A 16,914-nucleotide genomic window follows, 5' to 3' on the forward strand; every position below is an offset into this window, starting at 1 on the left:
TCTTCAATCCATTTACGAAAGCGACTGTAAACGGTTTCCCATGGTCCATAACGTTCCGGAAGGTCACGCCAGGGTGCACCGCTGCGTGCAATCCAAACCATTCCATTTAAGATTGTGCGATTACACTTTCGTGGACGTCCCCGCTTGCCTGTATTTTCGGGGGGAAGTAGATTCACAATGCGGTTCCATTCATCATCGTTCAACTCATATCGCCTTAACATAATAAACACCCCTTGTATGGTATTTAGCTGTATTGGGGGTTAATACCCCGTTTAAATTCGCAGTTTTTGTGCGTGAAGGGGCGGCACCGTTGCCCTGCATAAAAGGTGACAGAGATTCAGACCGCCCCTGGGGGCAAATATCACAGAATCAGAGTAAAAATGACAAAAAAGGAAAAATAGTACAAAGGAGTCAGCTGTGTGACCACCTTGTCGGAAGGAGAGATACTATGAATGCAGAAAGCAATGAAACGCTTCCTGTTAGTGAGAAGTATATGCTCACCATCAAGGAGGCAGCAGCTTATTTTAATATTGGTATAAAGAAACTGAGAAGAATTGCAGAGGATAACCTTGGAACGGTGGCGGTGTACTGTGGAAACCGATTCCTCATTATCCGCCCGAAGTTCGAAGAATTTATTCTTAATTCTTCAGAAATATAGTTCCTTTTATCTGCCGAAAGTAGTTGCTATTACAGGGCGTAAGAGCGAACATAGGATGACCCCGAAAACCCTTGAAAACAGCCACTTTTGGCAGAAAGGAAGTACTTTTATGGCAAGACCAAGTTTAGCAGAAAAGGATATTTTGAATCCTTCTGAGGCAATTGAATATTTTGTTCTGAGCCGGAGAAAATTTTATGATTTATTGAATAATACGGATGGGGAAGATTTTCTAGCATACTACGGAGAACGCAAGCTGATTCTTCGTGTAGCCTTTGAAAGGTATCTGCGTAACCATCCAGAACTAAGGAGGCGGGTATAATGGCAAAGGCAGGAAGAGGACAGACAAGGCGGGACTCCAAACGCAGAGTATTAAGACCGGGAGAAAGCATAAGAGCAGACGGAAAATATCAATATAAATATCACATTGATGGAAAACCACATTTTGTATACAGTTGGAAACTAGAGCCTACGGACAAACTTCCAAAGGGCAAGAAACCATGCCTTTCCCTTCGTGAATTGGAAAAACAGGTAAATACAGACTTGGATTTGCTTGTAAATATCGTAGACGGACAGATGACAGTATGTGAACTGGTAGACCGATATTTGAAAACAAAGACCGGAGTAAGGCAAAGCACAAAACAGGGATATGTAATAGTGCAGAGATTACTTGCGAAGGAAGCATTTGGCAAAAAGGCGATACGAAGTGTGAAAACTTCCGATGCAAAGCTATTCCTTATTAAATTGCAGCAGGAAGATAGGAAAAGCTACAGTTCCATTCATACCATCCGAGGAGTGCTGCGCCCGGCCTTTCAGATGGCGGTGGATGATGACATTCTGGTAAAGAATCCATTCGGATTTCAGCTTGCCGGAGTATTGGTAAATGATGCAGTTACAAGAGAGGCAATCATAAAAGATCAGATGAGAAAGTTCTTAAAGTTTGTGCATGACGATGTGGTGTACTGTAAATATTATGAAGTGGTGTACATATTATTTCATACGGGAATGCGAATATCAGAATTTTGTGGCTTGACGCTGAAGGACATTGATCTTGAGAACAGAACTGTAAATATTGACCACCAGTTGCAACGAACATCGGATATGCGATACATCATAGAAACTACAAAGACGGATGCCGGAACAAGAGTATTACCAATCACGGAGGATGTGGCACAGATGTTTCAGGCAATCATCGAGGACAGAAATGCACCGAAAGTGGAGAAGTCCATAGATGGATATAGCGGATTCCTGTTTTACGATGATAATGGAATGCCACTTGTGGCAATGCACTGGCAACATCGTTTTAATCATATGGTTGGAAGGTACAATGACATTTACCGGGTGCAGATGCCAAACATTACGCCTCATGTATGCCGACATACCTATTGCTCGAATATGGCAAAATCGGGAATGAATCCAAAGACGCTGCAGTACCTCATGGGGCATTCGGATATATCAGTCACAATGAATGTGTACACGCATATCGGATTCGATGACGCTGAGGAAGAATTGAAACGGATGGAAGAGTTTAGGAAAGCACAGCCGGAGGTTGAGCAGAAGAAAGAGAAACCAATGTCGCAGAAAATGTTTAAGGTAGTTTAATATGGAAAAGGATGACGCTCTGGCTTAGGCTAGGGCGTTATTTTTCTGTGGAAAAGAAGTGAAAATGACGATATAATATAATTTAGATAATTATATGAAAAGAGATGGTGATAAATGGAAGTGTATCAGGGAGTTGCTATGACAGATGGACTTAATAGAAAAAACCATTTTATTCCATTAAGTACAATTTTAAAAGCATATCGCGATACTTGGGATAGAACGATACCTATGAATATAGGACACGATAGAACGAAACCTATAGGATATACAAGGCTAACTGGAGTTTATATGGAACCAGGTAAAGCGTATGTTACTAATGAAGGTGCTATCATGGAAACGACTGAAGAACATGAGATGTTACGAAAAATGATAGAGGTAAATGATTATCAACAGTTTTGCGAGGCTCATAGAGATGAAATTGATTCATTAGTTGGAAAGTTAAAAGATGTAATTACGGATTCGTTCCGGGTAGCTCCTATAGGACAAGCGGTAGCAATAAAAGATAATGATATAGTAAAAAGATTATTTCCAGAGTGGATAAATAACTTTAAAGATGGTCTTACGGATATTAATGAATTGGAATCTGTATATTCAACCACAACGGATGGAGAAAAAGGAGTTTTGATTCCAGGTGTATATTTTAAAGATGGGTATCTGTTGTTTGCACATCAGTTTTTTAGAAGAACATTATCGATATTAAATTCTACCAATGAAGAATTTTTTGTTTCATTTGAGAAGTTAAGAGATATTCCTAACCTAAATGTTAAAGTTGCACTAGATATGGATATGGTAGGACTTCCGGGAACAGAGCATCCTGAAATAGAATATCAATATATTAGGGGGCCTTATTTTAGTGAAGATTTGAAATTAATACCAGAGGGTGTGACTTGTTATGAAAATGAACATTATGACAATCTTTTTTCGAACATTGTGGGAACACAATTTTATTGGCATAAGCAAGATGGAACTAGAACTTTTGAATGTGAGGAATTATGTGATAGAGAAAATGTTTCATTTGACGGTGGAAATACTATGCTTTGGGGGTGTAGATATGTTCATAGCATGTTGAATCCAAGTACAGGATTACCTACGCATCTTGATGGTGCAATAAGATTATATAATGAAGAAAATATTCTTGAACGTATTGATAAAAAAAATGATATTAGTAAATGTGGAAAAAATTCGAAGTATATTAAACTTTGGAGAATTGACAATGATTTTTCGGTATCACTATGGAAAGAATTGATTAGTAGCTTTTATAGAGAAAATTCATTGATTGGCCAGTATTTTGGTGGAATAGATGAGAAATATGAACAAATAAAAAAAGAGAGTGCACAAAGAAATTCTATAGTAGATAGATCAAACAAGTTTATTCCAGTTGATTTGAATAAAGGAGATGGATTGAGAATTTTCTTTAGATATTCACCCAAAATAGATATTTCAGATAGTTATGATGTACGAATTATAAACAAGGATGAGTTTATATGTAATGAGGAAAAACGAGTAAAGATATTAGAAGCAGATTCAATTACCTTTTTTAAGCTACTTATAAGAAAGGGAATTAAGCTAAGAATGCCATTTACTACAATGATAGAGTTTGGGGATACAGTAACTAATTTTCCCACGATATGTTGTGGAACTCTGGAAACTATATATACAGTGTTGGAAGCAATATATGATTTATGTAATGCTTGGAACAAAAATGGCGACAACAGATTACTATCGGTTGGAATTATGCTTAACGAGCATGATGAAGCTGTACAATTATCATTTGCGGGGCATGTGTCAGATTATGTTTCTACTTTGAAAGATTCATTGGAAGAGAGAAAAGATACTTTTAATGATTTGGTAGAAAGACTATACACTGAAAATAATAATTTTGGAAACGCAGGGGATAGACCTAATAAATTCACATTGATTTATGGAGATGTAGTTTGCTTTGATAGATATGTAGTTCATCCAAAATATATTTCTGGAACTAGGTGGGAAGGGAAAGAGGAAATAGTAGAATTAGCTGTTTCTAAGGAAGAAGCATCATATCTTAAAGATAATAAGATAATTTGTGCACCGATTAAGTGGGTAAAAAATAGTAAGTGTACTAAATGTGGTGCCGACTATTTGAGATGCAAGTGTGTTAAATTTATTGATGAGGATGTTTCGGAGAATCATATTGAATACGAGCAAATAGGTATGACTTGGACAAATCGCAGTGCATATTATCCAGAAGGAGAATTATTATTAGATTGAAAATAATCCTTAGTAGTGAGTATACCTCGTTTTATTACCAACTTTACTACTAACAGCCCGCAATAACTTGCTCCATCTTGCTCTGTTTTGCCAAGATGCCAGCTAAAACACACATTTTACAAATTCTCAGAATCCCTTGCAAAACAGGGCATTCCGGGGCAAAACAAGGAGAAACAAAACAATGATAAAAGTACTATTTGTTTGCCACGGCAACATCTGCCGCAGCACAATGTCCCAGAGTGTCTTCACTTACCTGGTCCGTCAGGCAGGGCTTGAAGACTGCTTTGAGATTGATTCTGCGGCGACCAGCCGTGAGGAGATCGGCAATCCGCCGCATTATGGAACGAGAAACAAGCTGCGACAGGTGCAGATTCCGCTGATTGCACATCATGCGAGGCAGATGACGCGGCAGGATTATGAAAATTTTGACTTTCTTATTGGAATGGATTCTGCTAATATAAGAAACATGACACGGATTGTGGGCGGTGATGAGGAGCATAAGATTTATAAGATGCTTTCTTTTGCGGATTATGAGAAGACGCATCAGCTGTCAGCGGCACGTGACGTGGCAGATCCGTGGTATACAGGGGATTTTGATGCAACTTACGATGATATTCTGCGTGGATGCAGGGGACTTTTAGCTTATATCAGTGGAGGGATTTGATTTTTCACAGGATTGCTGTATCCTCCGGCGGATCGCGGAGGTATACAGAGGAATAACAGGAGACAACAACATGGAATTACAGAATGGAAGACCTGCCGATGCAGCAGGCAGAATGGACAAGGAGATCCGTACTTATGATTTTCTGGATGGTCTTGGTGTAGATTATCAGAGGATGGATCATGAGGCAGCTTTTACAATGGAAGCATGCAAAGAGGTCGATGAGGCACTTGGCGTGGAAATGTGCAAAAATCTGTTTCTGTGCAACCGGCAGAAGACGGATTTTTATCTGCTTTTGATACCGGGGGACAAGGTGTTCAAGACGAAAGAACTCTCAAAACAGATCGGGAGTGCGAGACTTTCGTTTGCGGGGGCGGAATATATGGAAAAATATCTGGATATTACGCCGGGATCGGTCAGCATTATGGGACTGATGAATGACAAAGACAATGCAGTACGTCTTCTGGTGGATGAGGATCTGCTCAAGGAAGAATGGATCGGATGTCATCCGTGTGTGAATACTTCCAGTATCCGTGTGAAAACAAAAGATATGTTTGATACAGTGATGAAAGCGATGCATCATAAGATGACGGTCGTAAAACTGACGGGGGAAGAGAACAAATGATAAAAGCAGTTATTTTTGATATGGACGGCACGTTACTGGACACGGAGAAATATTATATTATGTTCTGGCCAAAGGCTCTGGAACATTTCGGATATAAGGTTACGAGGGAACAGGTTCTGACACTGAGGTCTCTGGGGAGGCCATATGCACCCGAGTATTTGAAAAAAATGGTGAATGATCCGAACCTGGATTATGAAGCAGTAAGAAGTTACCGAAGAAAAATTATGGAAGAATATCTGAAGACAGTCAAAGTGGATATAAAACCGGGGGCAGTTGAGATTCTTACTTATCTGAAAGATAAGAATATACACCGTGCAGTTGCAACGGCCAGTGATCTGGAGAGAACGACACGTTATCTGAAACAGTTTGGACTGTATGAGTATTTTGACAAGATTGTCTGTGCACCGATGGTGGAACACGGAAAACCGGCACCGGATGTCTATGAATATGCATGCAGTCAGATCGGACTTGCCCCGGAAGAATGTATGGCGGTTGAGGATTCACCAAACGGCATCAAAAGTGCCTGTGCGGCCGGATGTAAAGTGGTTATGGTTCCGGATCTGACACAGCCGGATGAAGAGATCAAAGATATGCTGTATGCATGTGTGCCGACACTGACGGATCTAAAACAGTTTATCTTAGTCGGAGAAGATATAAGTGGCGAGCAACAAATTTGTCTTAGTGGGAGTGCAATCTCCGACTAAGATAAACGCTCCGCGAGGGCACACATTGTCCGGTGGACAATGGTTTTGTGCCGGCCGAAGCGGAGCGTAGAAAGATTGTGGGAGTGCGACGCACGGAACAATCCGCAGGCATCATAGTTTGGGACTTTTGATCCCAACATCATTTACATTACAGAACAACATACTTCAGTATGAACAGCACAGCCAGAACATACATCAGAATACTGATCTTCTTTTCTTTTGCCTTTCCGGTCGCAATATTCAGTACAACGTAGGAGATAACGCCCATAGCGATACCTTCTGAAATACTGTACATGAACGGCATGGCAATGATTGCGATAAAGCATGGAATAGCCTCTGTGTAGTCAGAAAAATCAATCTTCGTGATAGAGGTCAGCATTAAGAATCCAACCATGATCAGGGCAGGAGCCGTTGCGAAAGACGGGATTGCTAGGAAGATCGGGGACAGGAACAGGGACAGTCCGAACAGGATCGCTGCTGTCAGGGAAGTCAGACCGGTACGTCCGCCTTCTGCTACACCGGATGCACTTTCTACGAATGTGGTAACGGTAGAAGTACCGAACATAGCACCTACGGAAGTACCAACGGCATCAGCGAGCAGGGCACCGCGGATGTTCGGCAGCTTTCCGTCTTTATCCAGCATATCTGCTTTGGAAGCAACACCGATCAGGGTTCCAAGAGTGTCAAACATATCTACAAACAAGAATGCAAACATGATGACAACAAAGTCAAGGGAGAATACAATGGAAAAGTCCATTTTCATCAGGGTTGGTGTCAGAGCCGGAATGGAAAAACCGCTTGAGAAGTCAGGCAGCAGGCTGTAAAAACCAGCGTCTGCATTCGGAACATAAAGTCCGGTGAACTGACAGATGATTCCAAGTCCCCAGGTGATCAAAATACCCCAGAGAATACCGCCTTTTACGTTCTTGATCAGGAAGATCGCAGTGATCAGAATACCGATCAGAGCAAGCAAGACGGTGATACCTTCGTAATTGAAAGTTCCGGCCTGAACAGAACCCTTGAAAGAGAACAGACCAAGCAGTGTGGAGTCATTGTTTACAACGATTTTTGCATTCTGCAGACCGATAAATGCGATAAACAGACCGATACCTACCGATACGGCGTGTTTCAGATTCATCGGGATTGCATTGAAGATCGCTTCACGTACGTTTGTAAGAGAGAGAACGATGAAAATAATACCCTCTACAAATACGGCTGCGAGTGCTGCCTGCCAGGTATATCCCATACCAAGGACAACGGTGTAGGCAAAGTAAGCATTCAGTCCCATACCAGGAGCCAGAACAAACGGATAGTTTGACAGCAGTGCCATCAGGCAGGTGGCGATGAAAGCTGATAATGCCGTTGCAGTAAATACCGCACCGCGATCCATGCCGGATGCAGACAGGATGTTAGGATTTACTGCGAGAATGTAGGCCATCGTCATGAATGTTGTGATTCCGGCCATGATTTCGGTACTGACATTTGTACCATTTTCCTTCAGTTTGAAGAACTTTTCCATGTGTTTTCTACCTTTCCTTTCCTCAGGTTTGAATTAACATACCTTTTTATCTTAATGGATAGGGAAAGATTTTGCAAGAAGTTATGTCAACTGTTTTATAAATAGTATGGAACTGTCAGAGTATTTATTCGTCCCAGCCATCGGTGAGGCGAATATTTACGGAAATATTTCGCAATGTTTCGTTGTCAGAGAGCACCAGATCATCCGGGTCGGTGATCGGCGGAAGCTCAGAATCAAACTCGGTCAGTTCGACATAGATCCAGTCATAGGCAGCCTGATTTGCATTTTCAATGCAGTCGTCAAGTGTCTCGCCGGTTGCCGTGCAGCATTCCAGGTCCGGGAAACGGGCCTCGAAGGTGCCTTCGGTTGTTTTGCTGAAAATAGCAGGATAAATAAATTTCATAGTAAAATACCTCCGGATAAATAAATTTAATAATGTTAAGGTCAAGCCGTTATTTTGCCTGTTCTGCATACTCTCGGTAATCTGCCCATTTTGGCAGCGGAGTTCCATTTTCCAGACTTGTCTTGATGTCTGTATAATAATGAAGTTTTCGCTGCAGATGTGTAAGAGAAGCCTGATATTGGCTGATCTCATTCAGAATGTGTTCCTGCTGGTCATTCAGCAGACTTAAAATCTCATCGATATGAGCAGATTCGTCTTCTTCGCAGGCAAAAAACTGCTGCAGTTTGGCAATCGACATGCCGGTTTTCTTAAAGCAGCAGATGGTCTTCAGACGGTTGATATGTCCCTGTATATAGACACGCTGGCCGGATTTGCTGCGTCCGACGTTTGTAAGGATGCCAAGATCTTCGTAATAGCGAAGGGTAGAAGAAGGCAGATGGAACATTTCAGAAACTTCTTTTATTGTATAGGTATCCATGACGCGTCTCCTTTATGCAAAAATATAGAAAAAGTTCTTGACTTCAAGTGTACTTGAAGTGTTATCGTTTGTAAAGAGTAAAAAGAAAGATTGCAAAGAACTGGCAGACATTGCCATGAGATCATAAGGAGGAAATTACTATGTATCAGGCAGACGAAAAACGTTATGAAACCATGCAGTATAACCGATGCGGCAACAGCGGACTGCTGCTTCCGGAGCTGTCTCTCGGACTGTGGCACAATTTTGGAACACACTGCGATTACAAAAATATGAAAGCACTGTGTTTTACTGCATTTGACCATGGAATCACACATTTTGACCTTGCAAACAATTACGGACCGGAACCGGGAAGTGCAGAACGCAATTTCGGAAGAATTTTAAAAGAAGATCTCGGTGCTTACCGTGATGAGATCCTGGTAAGTACAAAAGCCGGTTATGTGATGTGGGATGGCCCTTACGGAAACTGGGGAAGCAAAAAGTATCTGATCGCAAGTCTGGATCAGAGCCTTAAAAGAATGGGGCTGGAATACGTTGATATCTTCTATCATCATCGCATGGATCCGGAGACACCGCTTGAGGAGACCATGGAGACACTGGCACAGATCGTCCGCAGCGGAAAAGCACTCTATGCAGGCATTTCCAATTATGACGGAGAGCATATGAAGCAGGCAGAAGCAATTCTGAAAGACCTGCACTGCCCGTATATCATCAACCAGAACCGTTATTCCATCTTTGACCGTACGATCGAGAAGAACGGACTGAAACAGGCAGCAGCAGAAGCAAAGAAAGGGATCATCGCATTCAGCCCTCTGGCACAGGGAACTCTGACAGACCGTTACCTGAACGGTATCCCGGCTGACAGCCGTATTGCAACGGACGGAAGATTTTTAAAAGCAGATCAGCTGACGGAAGAAAAACTGGCAAGTATCCGTGGACTGAACGAACTGGCAAAACAGAGAGGTGAGAGCCTGGCACAGATGGCACTGAAATGGGTATTAAAAGACCATGTAGTGACCAGCGTGCTGATCGGTGCATCCAAGACAACACAGATCCTTGATAATCTGAAAGTTCTGGAAAGTGCAGATTTCACAGAAGAAGAACGGAAGAAGATCGATGAGCTGAGTCTGCCTCACGCAAAATAAAATACCGGGAAGGTAGAAAGTTTGAAAACGAAAAAAGGAACTACAGTCGGCAGTTCCTTTTTTCGTGTGAGTAAGTAGTAAACATATATGCAGGTAAGCAATAAACATAGTTTCATGTTTATTTTTTTCTGGCGTGTGTCTGACGGATCTTTTCTTTTTCTTCTTCTTCGAATTTCTCGAATGCTTCTATATCCTGATGTGCAAACATCATAAAGAATCCGACTACCTGCATGGCCATGGCGATCCAGATTGCCTTTACGCCAAACCAGGCGGAGCAGGAGGCACCGAAAGCGGCACCGATCGCAAAAACCAGAATAATAAATCCACAGTGTATGCTTTTGTATTTCATCGCCGGATCTTTGCTGATATGGTACAGGCAGAGATATTCGGTCGCACTTCGCATATTTCCGATGCACATGGTTGTTGCACATGGAATACTGCGGAATTTGCGGAAGGTATCGACCTGCATGGCACAGGCGAAAGAAAGCATGATGTTCGCGATCACATTGAGGGTAGGTTCATTCGGCAGAAATCCGGTGATCCCGAGGATCAGGATTTCTATGATCAGAACAATCTGCCTCCAATGGATCTTGACGCTGGTTTTATAAAAATGCTTGATCCATTCCGTAAGGTATACACCAAGAAAAAAAGCGGCAAGCGGCAGAAGATAACGCAGGGCATGCATCAGGTTTCCGGAAGCGATATTCTGTCCGAGCAATACAATGTTTCCAGTCTGAGCATTTGCAAACACGTGATCACGCACGTTGTAAGAATACGCATCCTGGAAACCGCCTGCCAGAGTCAGAAAAATTCCTAAAGCCAGTGATTCCGATATTTGACCGTTTTTTGTAAAAAATAACTTATCAAACATAAGCTGCCGCCATCCTTTCTTGGTTCGGGGGTATAAAGATGCTCACGCATCTGTGTTGGGATCATCAGGATTCAGGGACATCGCTTCAAAGTCCGTCCCTTAGTATACAGAGAAATAGAAAAATGTAAAATGTATATTTAAAATAACAGTTATATTATTTTTATATAAAAATAAAACGAATCGGTTTTTCTCTTGCAAGCAATCCTGTTTACAGGTATACTGTCTGTCAGAGTCAAAAATCTTTTGACATCAATGATGCCTGTGAATTGTTTCGTTATAAAAAAGAACGACATTTTGACCCTGGCATCTTTATATAGTAACACACATAAGAAAAAGAGAAAAGGGGAAAATAAATTGGTCTATACATTTTACGAACTTTGCTGGTTCTTTCTGATTTATTCTTTTGCCGGCTGGTGTGCAGGCGTTGTGGCAAATGCCGTACGTAACCGAAAATTTGTAAATACCGGTTTTATGAACATGCCGTTCTGCCTGTCGTATGGTGTCTGTGCCGTACTGTGCTGTATTTTCCTGCCGGAACTGCGGCATCGGATTTTTTTCTTGTTTATAGGAGGAGCACTTCTGGCAGCGTTCGTGTCCATTATGACAGGGCTGATCCTGGAGCATATTTTTCATCGGAAATGGTGGGATTACAGTAAGAATCGTTTTCAGTACGAGGGATATTTTGGAATCTGGCATCTGCTGATCTTCGGTGCGGCGATCGTTGTGACGATGAAATTTGCCAATCCTCTGATCCTGCAGATTTTAAAACAGATCCCGCATTTTATTGGAAGGATTATCCTGATCGTAGCGTATATTCTGATGGGGATTGATTTCCTTGGTTCTGTGATCGCTGTTTTACAGCTGAAGATCAAACTTCGAAGGATCATGCAGCTCAATGAAAATATGCAAAAAGTATCGGAAAACGTTGGCAATGCCATAACTGTCCGGATACAGAAGCGTATGATGCGGGCATATCCGAATATTAAGACAGAGAATATCAAAGAATCCGTCAGGAAAAATACGAAAAAAGAAAAGACGGTATTTGCGGAAGGCTGCTGCTTTTTCAAGATTTTCTGGCTGTTTCTGATCGGGGCTTTTATCGGAGATCTTGTGGAGACGCTTTTCTGCCGTTATTCCATGGGGCGATGGATGAGCAGAAGCAGCGTGGTCTATGGTCCATTCAGTATTGTATGGGGACTTGGCTGTGCGATGTTCACGGCATTGCTTTATAAATATAAAGAGAAAAGTGACCGTTATATTTTTATGCTTGGAACGGTGCTTGGCGGGGCTTATGAATATGCCTGCAGCGTATTTACCGAGCTGGTTTTCGGGACGGTTTTTTGGGATTACAGTAAGCTGCCTTTTAATCTTGGCGGCAGGATCAATCTGCTGTTCTGCTTTTTCTGGGGGATTGCCGCAGTAGTCTGGCTGAAGATCATCTATCCGAAACTTTCGAATCTGATCGAAAAAATTCCGATAAAAACAGGAAATATTCTGACCTGGATACTGATCCTGTTTATGATCTTCAATGCCGGCATGTCAACGTTGGCTCTAAACCGTTACAATCAAAGACAGCAGGGGAGTCTTCAGAAAACGCCGCAGATGACAGCGGCGGTAGAGGACAGCCGTACGGATCTGGAAAAATTTTTAGACAAACATTTCCCGGATAAACGAATGGAGCAGATTTATCCGAATGCAAAGACCGTGGTAGATGGTAAACCGGTATCACAGAAAGATATGAAAGAAAAGAGGAAATCGTCATGAAGGGTATTTTAGAGTGCTGTGTAGACAGCGTAGAATCTGCAATCGCAGCAAAAAACGGCGGAGCAGACAGACTGGAACTCTGTCAGGGACTTGTGATCGGCGGAGTGACTCCGGGGACAGCCCTGTTTCAGGAAATTAAAAATCAGATGGATATTCGCATCCATGCACTGATGCGTCCGCGTTTTGGAGATTTCTGTTACACCAGACATGAAATTGATATTTTATGCGAAGATATCCGTACTTTCCGAAAGCTTGGTGCAGATGCGGCCGTGATCGGAGCTTTAAAGCCGGATGGAACACTGGATGTCGAAGCGATGAAACGCATGATCGATGCAGCAGGAGATATGAGCATCACACTGCATCGTGCATTTGATGTGTGCCGTGATCCGTTTGAAGCTCTGGAGACGGCAAAAGAACTGGGTGTAAATACCATTCTTACATCCGGTCAGAGAAAAAGTGCAAAAGAAGGCGTAGAAATCTTAAAACAGCTTGCCCTGAAAGCAGACGGAAAAGTTGATATCATGGCAGGAGCCGGAATCGATGCAGATGCGATTCGCTATCTGGCACCAAAGACCGGGATCACGACCTTCCATATGTCTGGGAAAATGACACTGGACAGCCGTATGGTTTATCGAAAAGAAGGGATCAATATGGGACTGCCGTCGATGAGTGAATTCGAAATCTGGAGAACTGATGAAAAGAAGGTGGAAGAAGCCAGAGAAGTGCTGGATCAATTTACGGCGAGTTTTTAAATGTGCAAATGAACGCCATAGAAATGATTTTATAAAATATATAACGCCATGATGATCCAAAAACAATCTCCTGACACGCTGCGTTTCCTGTTCTGTTCGCTCGCCTGTTAGCCGCCCTTCGCCTAAACTCGCCTCTTCGAGGCTCAGACAGCGGCTCCTTGGGGCGGCAGCATCGCAAACCTCACGACGGAAGCCTCGCTACCGTCAGAGCGATTTGTTTTCGAATTCATCATGGCTATATTATTTTATGCACTATATTTTGCAATGCAGTTCGTCTGCACATTGCCAAAAGCTCCTGGCCTGACCGCTGTTTCTGAAGCGGAACGCTATGATTTTAAAAACTATGGCTGTTCAAAAATGTACGGCAATGTGCAAAATGAACAATTCCCAAGAAGGCACTTTTACGTGCCCTTCGGGGAATTCGTTCATTTGCATATGCAATACTATTCATTTGCAAACAGTATTTTAAAACACCCGGCATTTCAATTCTTTACATCTGCCAGGAAACCAACGGTAAATCTTTACAATACTGTATACCCTTTGCGTTCGATACAGGCTTTCACTTCCATAATATCCTCGGAATGGAATACCATGATCGGCATGCCTGTCTCGCGGTTAAAGGAAAGGTACAGGTAATTTACATTGATATTGCTCTCGGAAAGTGCCTGGAGCAGCTGGTTCAGATTTCCGACTTCATCCATCAGTTCCACGCCGACTACTTCCGTAAGATGGCACAGAAGACCGGCTTTTGTCAGAGCATCTACGGCTGCTGCCGGATTGGATACGACCATGCGGACGATACCGTATTCGGCACTGTCATTTGTTACCGATCCCAGGATATTGATATCTTCACTGCGAAGAACACCTGTGATCTTTTCCATCATACCTCTTTGGTTTTCTGCAAATACAGATACTTGCTGCATAATAAAAATCCTCCTAATTCAAGAATAAATGAATATATCGTAGTTTTGATGTATGCGAATGGCTCTCGAGTAAAGAAAAATTCGCATCCTGCTCATCTATCCATTGTAAGAGTTTCTGCACAATAAGTCAATAAGTTAATGCTTTGCAGTGGGAAAATAACACTATTCAAACAGATCCTGAATTTTTACACCAAGTACTTTTGCAAGTCCCATTAGTTCAATGTCAGTGACGGTTCGACTTTTGTCCTCAATTCTTGAAATGGAACCGCGGCAGATATAAACAGCCTGTGTTTCCAGACGTTCGGAAAGCTGTTGCTGGCTTAAGTGATGTTTTTTTCGCAGAACCCGGAGTCGGTCGCCGATCAGGTTCATTTCTTTTCCTTCTATAATTCGCGGCATATAAGTCCTCCTTTTTTTGGTAAAACAATTCATAAGGTCTCCTTGAACCCTTTATTGCACAGCGATTCTGTCAGGCAAATGTCAGCCAGGCTGACCAGAATCGCGTGCCAAGTCTCACGTGCGTTCGACTTGAATTCATGCGGAAATTGTTTGGTCAAACACATGGTAAACGAAAATTGAAAAAGGGCTGTCCCGTTAAAGGACAGCATGTGCCTTTACAGGACAAAATATGTCGTAAAAGAGCCAAAAAGCAGAAACATGATACCCTGGATTCCTGGCATTGACAGAAAAAAGAAAAAAAGATAAGATGAACACAGAGCAGGCAATTCCAGAACCGAGAACAGAAAGTATAAAAATCAGACGGGATGCCTGTATCAGTTTTACGGAAATTGAGAAAGGGAGAAAGCGATGCGTAATGACTGTGAAACCTGTGTGAATTATGTATATGACGAGGACTGTGAAGAATCCATCTGTACAGTGAATCTTGATGAGGATGAGCTGGTGCGTTTTATGGAGGACAGCCACTATTGTTGCCCATATTATCGGCTGGATGATGAATATGCAGTTGTCCGCAAGCAGATGTAGGGAAATATGCAGGTATGAAACTTAATTCAAGAATGCCTCTGGCATTCTTGCTGCGAGGTGCACGTCATGCACCGGGAAAGGGAGGAAAAGACAGAAAATGGGACTTACAACACTTTGTTATCTGGAAAAGGATGACCGCTATCTGATGCTGCACCGCATCAAAAAAGAGGTGGATGTCAATAAAGACAAGTGGATCGGGGTCGGCGGGCATTTTGAGAAGGACGAGACGCCGGAAGAATGTCTGCTCCGTGAAGTAAAGGAAGAAACAGGGCTTACGCTCACTTCCTGGCGTTTCCGGGGACTGGTCACGTTTCTTTCAGATGCATGGGAAACGGAATATATGTGTCTTTACACGGCGGATGGCTTTGAAGGGGATATGATCACCTGCGATGAAGGAACGCTGGAGTGGGTAAAGAAAAGTGAGCTTGAAAGGCTGAACCTCTGGGAAGGCGATAAAATCTTTTTTAAACTTTTAAAAGAAGAGCATCCGTTTTTTTCTCTGAAACTGAAATACCGGGGCGATGTGCTGACCGAGGCAGTGCTGGATGGAAAAAGGCTGAAAACCGAAAATCAAGGTTGACTTTTTTTCAGGGAAATGGTAAGGTTTAAATAATTATACGACTGACGGAAGTGGAATAGACCACAGGGAGTATAAGGGTAAAAGTGTCGACCGTCTGGGCAGATCTTGCTTGGAGTGTGCGGCACATTTTTTTTGCCTTGGTCTGAATTCGGATTTTTGGCAAAATGAAATGTTCTGTGGATTGGCACAGTGCTTTAAAGCAGGTTGAGAGTGAAAAGAAAAGGAGAATGCAAACATGGAAATGTTATCGATTGAAAAAGAACTTCAGGAAAATTCTTATCCGGGAAGAGGTATCATCATTGGAAGATCCAAGGATGGTACAAAGGCAGTGACCGCTTATTTTATCATGGGAAGAAGCGAGAACAGCCGCAACCGTATCTTTGTGGAGGATGGAGAAGGCATCCGAACACAGGCATTTGATCCTTCCAAGCTGGTTGACCCGAGCCTGATCATCTACGCACCGGTACGTGTGCTGGGAAACAAGACGATCGTTACAAACGGAGATCAGACCGATACCATCTACGAAGGCATGGATCGTCAGCTTACATTTGAACAGTCTCTTCGAAGCCGTGAGTTTGAGCCGGATGCACCGAACTATACACCGCGTATCTCCGGTATCATGCACATCGAAAACGGAAAATACAGCTATGCAATGTCGATTTTAAAGAGCAATAACGGAAATCCGGATTCCTGCAACCGCTACACGTTTGCATATGAAAACTGTGTGGCAGGCGAAGGACATTTCATCCATACTTATAAGTGCGACGGCAATCCGCTGCCAAGTTTCGAAGGAGAACCGAAACTGATCGCAATTCCGGATGATATGGAAGCATTTACCGAAACCCTGTGGAACAGTCTGAATGAGGATAACAAAGTCTCCCTGTTTGTACGTTACATCGACATCGCAACCGGAAAATATGAGACAAAGATCGTAAATAAAAACAGATAAGAATTGTGAGAGTACGAAGTACGGAACAATTCGTATGGCATCTTATGAATTAACT

The 16,914-nt window shown here is 42.5% G+C and carries 20 protein-coding genes and 1 riboswitch; of the genes, 13 read left to right on the top strand and 7 right to left on the bottom strand.

The window, feature by feature from the left end:
* Window positions 1-221: transposase (locus GPK60_RS02890; RefSeq protein WP_215658814.1), on the bottom strand; the 221-nt coding region annotated here is incomplete at its 3' end.
* 227 nt (window positions 222-448) lie between these two features.
* Here GPK60_RS02890 and GPK60_RS02895 point away from each other — a divergent pair.
* The 7 genes from GPK60_RS02895 to GPK60_RS02925 all read left to right on the top strand — a co-directional run bounded on the left by GPK60_RS02895 (window position 449) and on the right by GPK60_RS02925 (window position 6,494).
* On the top strand, window positions 449-658 hold the full coding sequence (locus GPK60_RS02895; RefSeq protein ID WP_117449272.1) for an excisionase: 210 nt from the start codon (window positions 449-451) through the stop codon (window positions 656-658).
* 109 nt (window positions 659-767) lie between these two features.
* Window positions 768-977 (top strand): excisionase, encoded by a 210-nt coding sequence (locus GPK60_RS02900; protein ID WP_044941017.1) that lies wholly within the window; start codon window positions 768-770, stop codon window positions 975-977.
* Window positions 977-2,257: a site-specific integrase gene (locus GPK60_RS02905; protein WP_215658815.1), complete on the top strand. Its 1,281-nt coding sequence runs from the start codon at window positions 977-979 to the stop codon at window positions 2,255-2,257. Before GPK60_RS02900 ends, GPK60_RS02905 begins: the two co-directional genes overlap by 1 nt.
* A gap of 114 nt (window positions 2,258-2,371) precedes the next feature.
* Window positions 2,372-4,504, top strand: a complete 2,133-nt coding sequence (locus tag GPK60_RS02910) for a hypothetical protein (RefSeq protein ID WP_215658816.1) — start codon at window positions 2,372-2,374, stop codon at window positions 4,502-4,504.
* 181 nt (window positions 4,505-4,685) lie between these two features.
* Window positions 4,686-5,168, top strand: coding sequence for a low molecular weight protein-tyrosine-phosphatase (locus GPK60_RS02915; RefSeq protein WP_173866270.1), 483 nt, complete (start codon window positions 4,686-4,688; stop codon window positions 5,166-5,168).
* A 70-nt stretch (window positions 5,169-5,238) separates the two neighbouring features.
* Window positions 5,239-5,790: a prolyl-tRNA synthetase associated domain-containing protein gene (locus GPK60_RS02920; protein WP_215658817.1), complete on the top strand. Its 552-nt coding sequence runs from the start codon at window positions 5,239-5,241 to the stop codon at window positions 5,788-5,790.
* Window positions 5,787-6,494 (top strand): HAD family phosphatase, encoded by a 708-nt coding sequence (locus GPK60_RS02925; protein ID WP_022118439.1) that lies wholly within the window; start codon window positions 5,787-5,789, stop codon window positions 6,492-6,494. The genes GPK60_RS02920 and GPK60_RS02925 overlap by 4 nt, the downstream gene beginning before the upstream one ends.
* A 148-nt stretch (window positions 6,495-6,642) precedes the next feature.
* On the opposite strand, the gene GPK60_RS02930 is transcribed toward GPK60_RS02925, so the two are convergent.
* From GPK60_RS02930 to GPK60_RS02940, 3 genes are all read right to left on the bottom strand, one after another.
* Complete coding sequence (locus tag GPK60_RS02930; RefSeq protein ID WP_173866267.1) at window positions 6,643-8,013, bottom strand: NCS2 family permease; 1,371 nt, start codon at window positions 8,011-8,013, stop codon at window positions 6,643-6,645.
* A 124-nt stretch (window positions 8,014-8,137) separates the two neighbouring features.
* On the bottom strand, window positions 8,138-8,416 hold the full coding sequence (locus tag GPK60_RS02935; protein WP_022118437.1) for a type II toxin-antitoxin system HicB family antitoxin: 279 nt from the start codon (window positions 8,414-8,416) through the stop codon (window positions 8,138-8,140).
* A 49-nt stretch (window positions 8,417-8,465) separates the two neighbouring features.
* Window positions 8,466-8,894: a MerR family transcriptional regulator gene (locus GPK60_RS02940; protein ID WP_173866266.1), complete on the bottom strand. Its 429-nt coding sequence runs from the start codon at window positions 8,892-8,894 to the stop codon at window positions 8,466-8,468.
* A 140-nt stretch (window positions 8,895-9,034) separates the two neighbouring features.
* On the opposite strand from GPK60_RS02940, the gene GPK60_RS02945 reads away from it, so the two are divergent.
* Window positions 9,035-10,036: an aldo/keto reductase gene (locus GPK60_RS02945; RefSeq protein ID WP_022118435.1), complete on the top strand. Its 1,002-nt coding sequence runs from the start codon at window positions 9,035-9,037 to the stop codon at window positions 10,034-10,036.
* A 118-nt stretch (window positions 10,037-10,154) separates the two neighbouring features.
* On the opposite strand, the gene GPK60_RS02950 is transcribed toward GPK60_RS02945, so the two are convergent.
* Window positions 10,155-10,907 carry a YoaK family protein gene (locus tag GPK60_RS02950; RefSeq protein WP_173866265.1) on the bottom strand — a complete coding sequence of 251 codons (753 nt, stop codon included), beginning with the start codon at window positions 10,905-10,907 and terminating at the stop codon, window positions 10,155-10,157.
* A gap of 354 nt (window positions 10,908-11,261) precedes the next feature.
* Here GPK60_RS02950 and GPK60_RS02955 point away from each other — a divergent pair, with 354 nt between their 5' ends.
* Both GPK60_RS02955 and GPK60_RS02960 read left to right on the top strand, forming a co-directional pair.
* Window positions 11,262-12,671 carry a putative ABC transporter permease gene (locus GPK60_RS02955; protein WP_173866264.1) on the top strand — a complete coding sequence of 470 codons (1,410 nt, stop codon included), beginning with the start codon at window positions 11,262-11,264 and terminating at the stop codon, window positions 12,669-12,671.
* Window positions 12,668-13,423, top strand: coding sequence for a copper homeostasis protein CutC (locus GPK60_RS02960; RefSeq protein ID WP_022118432.1), 756 nt, complete (start codon window positions 12,668-12,670; stop codon window positions 13,421-13,423). The genes GPK60_RS02955 and GPK60_RS02960 overlap by 4 nt, the downstream gene beginning before the upstream one ends.
* A 521-nt stretch (window positions 13,424-13,944) precedes the next feature.
* On the opposite strand, the gene GPK60_RS02965 is transcribed toward GPK60_RS02960, so the two are convergent.
* Window positions 13,945-14,346: an amino acid-binding protein gene (locus GPK60_RS02965; RefSeq protein ID WP_179966580.1), complete on the bottom strand. Its 402-nt coding sequence runs from the start codon at window positions 14,344-14,346 to the stop codon at window positions 13,945-13,947.
* Window positions 14,347-14,508: 162 nt separating this feature from the next.
* Window positions 14,509-14,745 carry a helix-turn-helix transcriptional regulator gene (locus GPK60_RS02970; RefSeq protein ID WP_022118075.1) on the bottom strand — a complete coding sequence of 79 codons (237 nt, stop codon included), beginning with the start codon at window positions 14,743-14,745 and terminating at the stop codon, window positions 14,509-14,511.
* A gap of 408 nt (window positions 14,746-15,153) precedes the next feature.
* On the opposite strand from GPK60_RS02970, the gene GPK60_RS02975 reads away from it, so the two are divergent.
* The 3 genes from GPK60_RS02975 (at window position 15,154) to GPK60_RS02985 (ending at window position 16,859) form a co-directional block, all read left to right on the top strand.
* Window positions 15,154-15,330, top strand: a complete 177-nt coding sequence (locus GPK60_RS02975) for a DUF6472 family protein (protein ID WP_022118076.1) — start codon at window positions 15,154-15,156, stop codon at window positions 15,328-15,330.
* Between the two features lie 97 nt (window positions 15,331-15,427).
* Window positions 15,428-15,910 carry an 8-oxo-dGTP diphosphatase gene (locus tag GPK60_RS02980; protein ID WP_173866262.1) on the top strand — a complete coding sequence of 161 codons (483 nt, stop codon included), beginning with the start codon at window positions 15,428-15,430 and terminating at the stop codon, window positions 15,908-15,910.
* Window positions 15,911-15,937: 27 nt separating this feature from the next.
* A riboswitch (ZMP/ZTP riboswitch) is annotated at window positions 15,938-16,017 on the top strand.
* 128 nt (window positions 16,018-16,145) lie between these two features.
* Window positions 16,146-16,859 carry an IMP cyclohydrolase gene (locus tag GPK60_RS02985; protein ID WP_022118078.1) on the top strand — a complete coding sequence of 238 codons (714 nt, stop codon included), beginning with the start codon at window positions 16,146-16,148 and terminating at the stop codon, window positions 16,857-16,859.
* Window positions 16,860-16,914 lie beyond the last annotated feature (55 nt).

The organism is Ruminococcus sp. MCC718 (genome assembly GCF_018783905.1).
GTDB lineage: Bacteria > Bacillota > Clostridia > Lachnospirales > Lachnospiraceae > Hominisplanchenecus > Hominisplanchenecus faecis.

Excerpts from the sequence above, each read along its gene's own strand:
- GPK60_RS02895 (WP_117449272.1), top strand. The coding sequence starts at position 449 with ATGAATGCAGAAAGCAATGAAACGCTTCCTGTTAGTGAGAAGTATATG.
- GPK60_RS02900 (WP_044941017.1), top strand. The coding sequence starts at position 768 with ATGGCAAGACCAAGTTTAGCAGAAAAGGATATTTTGAATCCTTCTGAG.
- GPK60_RS02905 (WP_215658815.1), top strand. The coding sequence starts at position 977 with ATGGCAAAGGCAGGAAGAGGACAGACAAGGCGGGACTCCAAACGCAGA.
- GPK60_RS02910 (WP_215658816.1), top strand. The coding sequence starts at position 2,372 with ATGGAAGTGTATCAGGGAGTTGCTATGACAGATGGACTTAATAGAAAA.
- GPK60_RS02915 (WP_173866270.1), top strand. The coding sequence starts at position 4,686 with ATGATAAAAGTACTATTTGTTTGCCACGGCAACATCTGCCGCAGCACA.
- GPK60_RS02920 (WP_215658817.1), top strand. The coding sequence starts at position 5,239 with ATGGAATTACAGAATGGAAGACCTGCCGATGCAGCAGGCAGAATGGAC.
- GPK60_RS02925 (WP_022118439.1), top strand. The coding sequence starts at position 5,787 with ATGATAAAAGCAGTTATTTTTGATATGGACGGCACGTTACTGGACACG.
- GPK60_RS02930 (WP_173866267.1), bottom strand. The coding sequence starts at position 8,013 with ATGGAAAAGTTCTTCAAACTGAAGGAAAATGGTACAAATGTCAGTACC.
- GPK60_RS02935 (WP_022118437.1), bottom strand. The coding sequence starts at position 8,416 with ATGAAATTTATTTATCCTGCTATTTTCAGCAAAACAACCGAAGGCACC.
- GPK60_RS02940 (WP_173866266.1), bottom strand. The coding sequence starts at position 8,894 with ATGGATACCTATACAATAAAAGAAGTTTCTGAAATGTTCCATCTGCCT.
- GPK60_RS02945 (WP_022118435.1), top strand. The coding sequence starts at position 9,035 with ATGTATCAGGCAGACGAAAAACGTTATGAAACCATGCAGTATAACCGA.
- GPK60_RS02950 (WP_173866265.1), bottom strand. The coding sequence starts at position 10,907 with ATGTTTGATAAGTTATTTTTTACAAAAAACGGTCAAATATCGGAATCA.
- GPK60_RS02960 (WP_022118432.1), top strand. The coding sequence starts at position 12,668 with ATGAAGGGTATTTTAGAGTGCTGTGTAGACAGCGTAGAATCTGCAATC.
- GPK60_RS02965 (WP_179966580.1), bottom strand. The coding sequence starts at position 14,346 with ATGCAGCAAGTATCTGTATTTGCAGAAAACCAAAGAGGTATGATGGAA.
- GPK60_RS02970 (WP_022118075.1), bottom strand. The coding sequence starts at position 14,745 with ATGCCGCGAATTATAGAAGGAAAAGAAATGAACCTGATCGGCGACCGA.
- GPK60_RS02975 (WP_022118076.1), top strand. The coding sequence starts at position 15,154 with ATGCGTAATGACTGTGAAACCTGTGTGAATTATGTATATGACGAGGAC.
- GPK60_RS02980 (WP_173866262.1), top strand. The coding sequence starts at position 15,428 with ATGGGACTTACAACACTTTGTTATCTGGAAAAGGATGACCGCTATCTG.
- GPK60_RS02985 (WP_022118078.1), top strand. The coding sequence starts at position 16,146 with ATGGAAATGTTATCGATTGAAAAAGAACTTCAGGAAAATTCTTATCCG.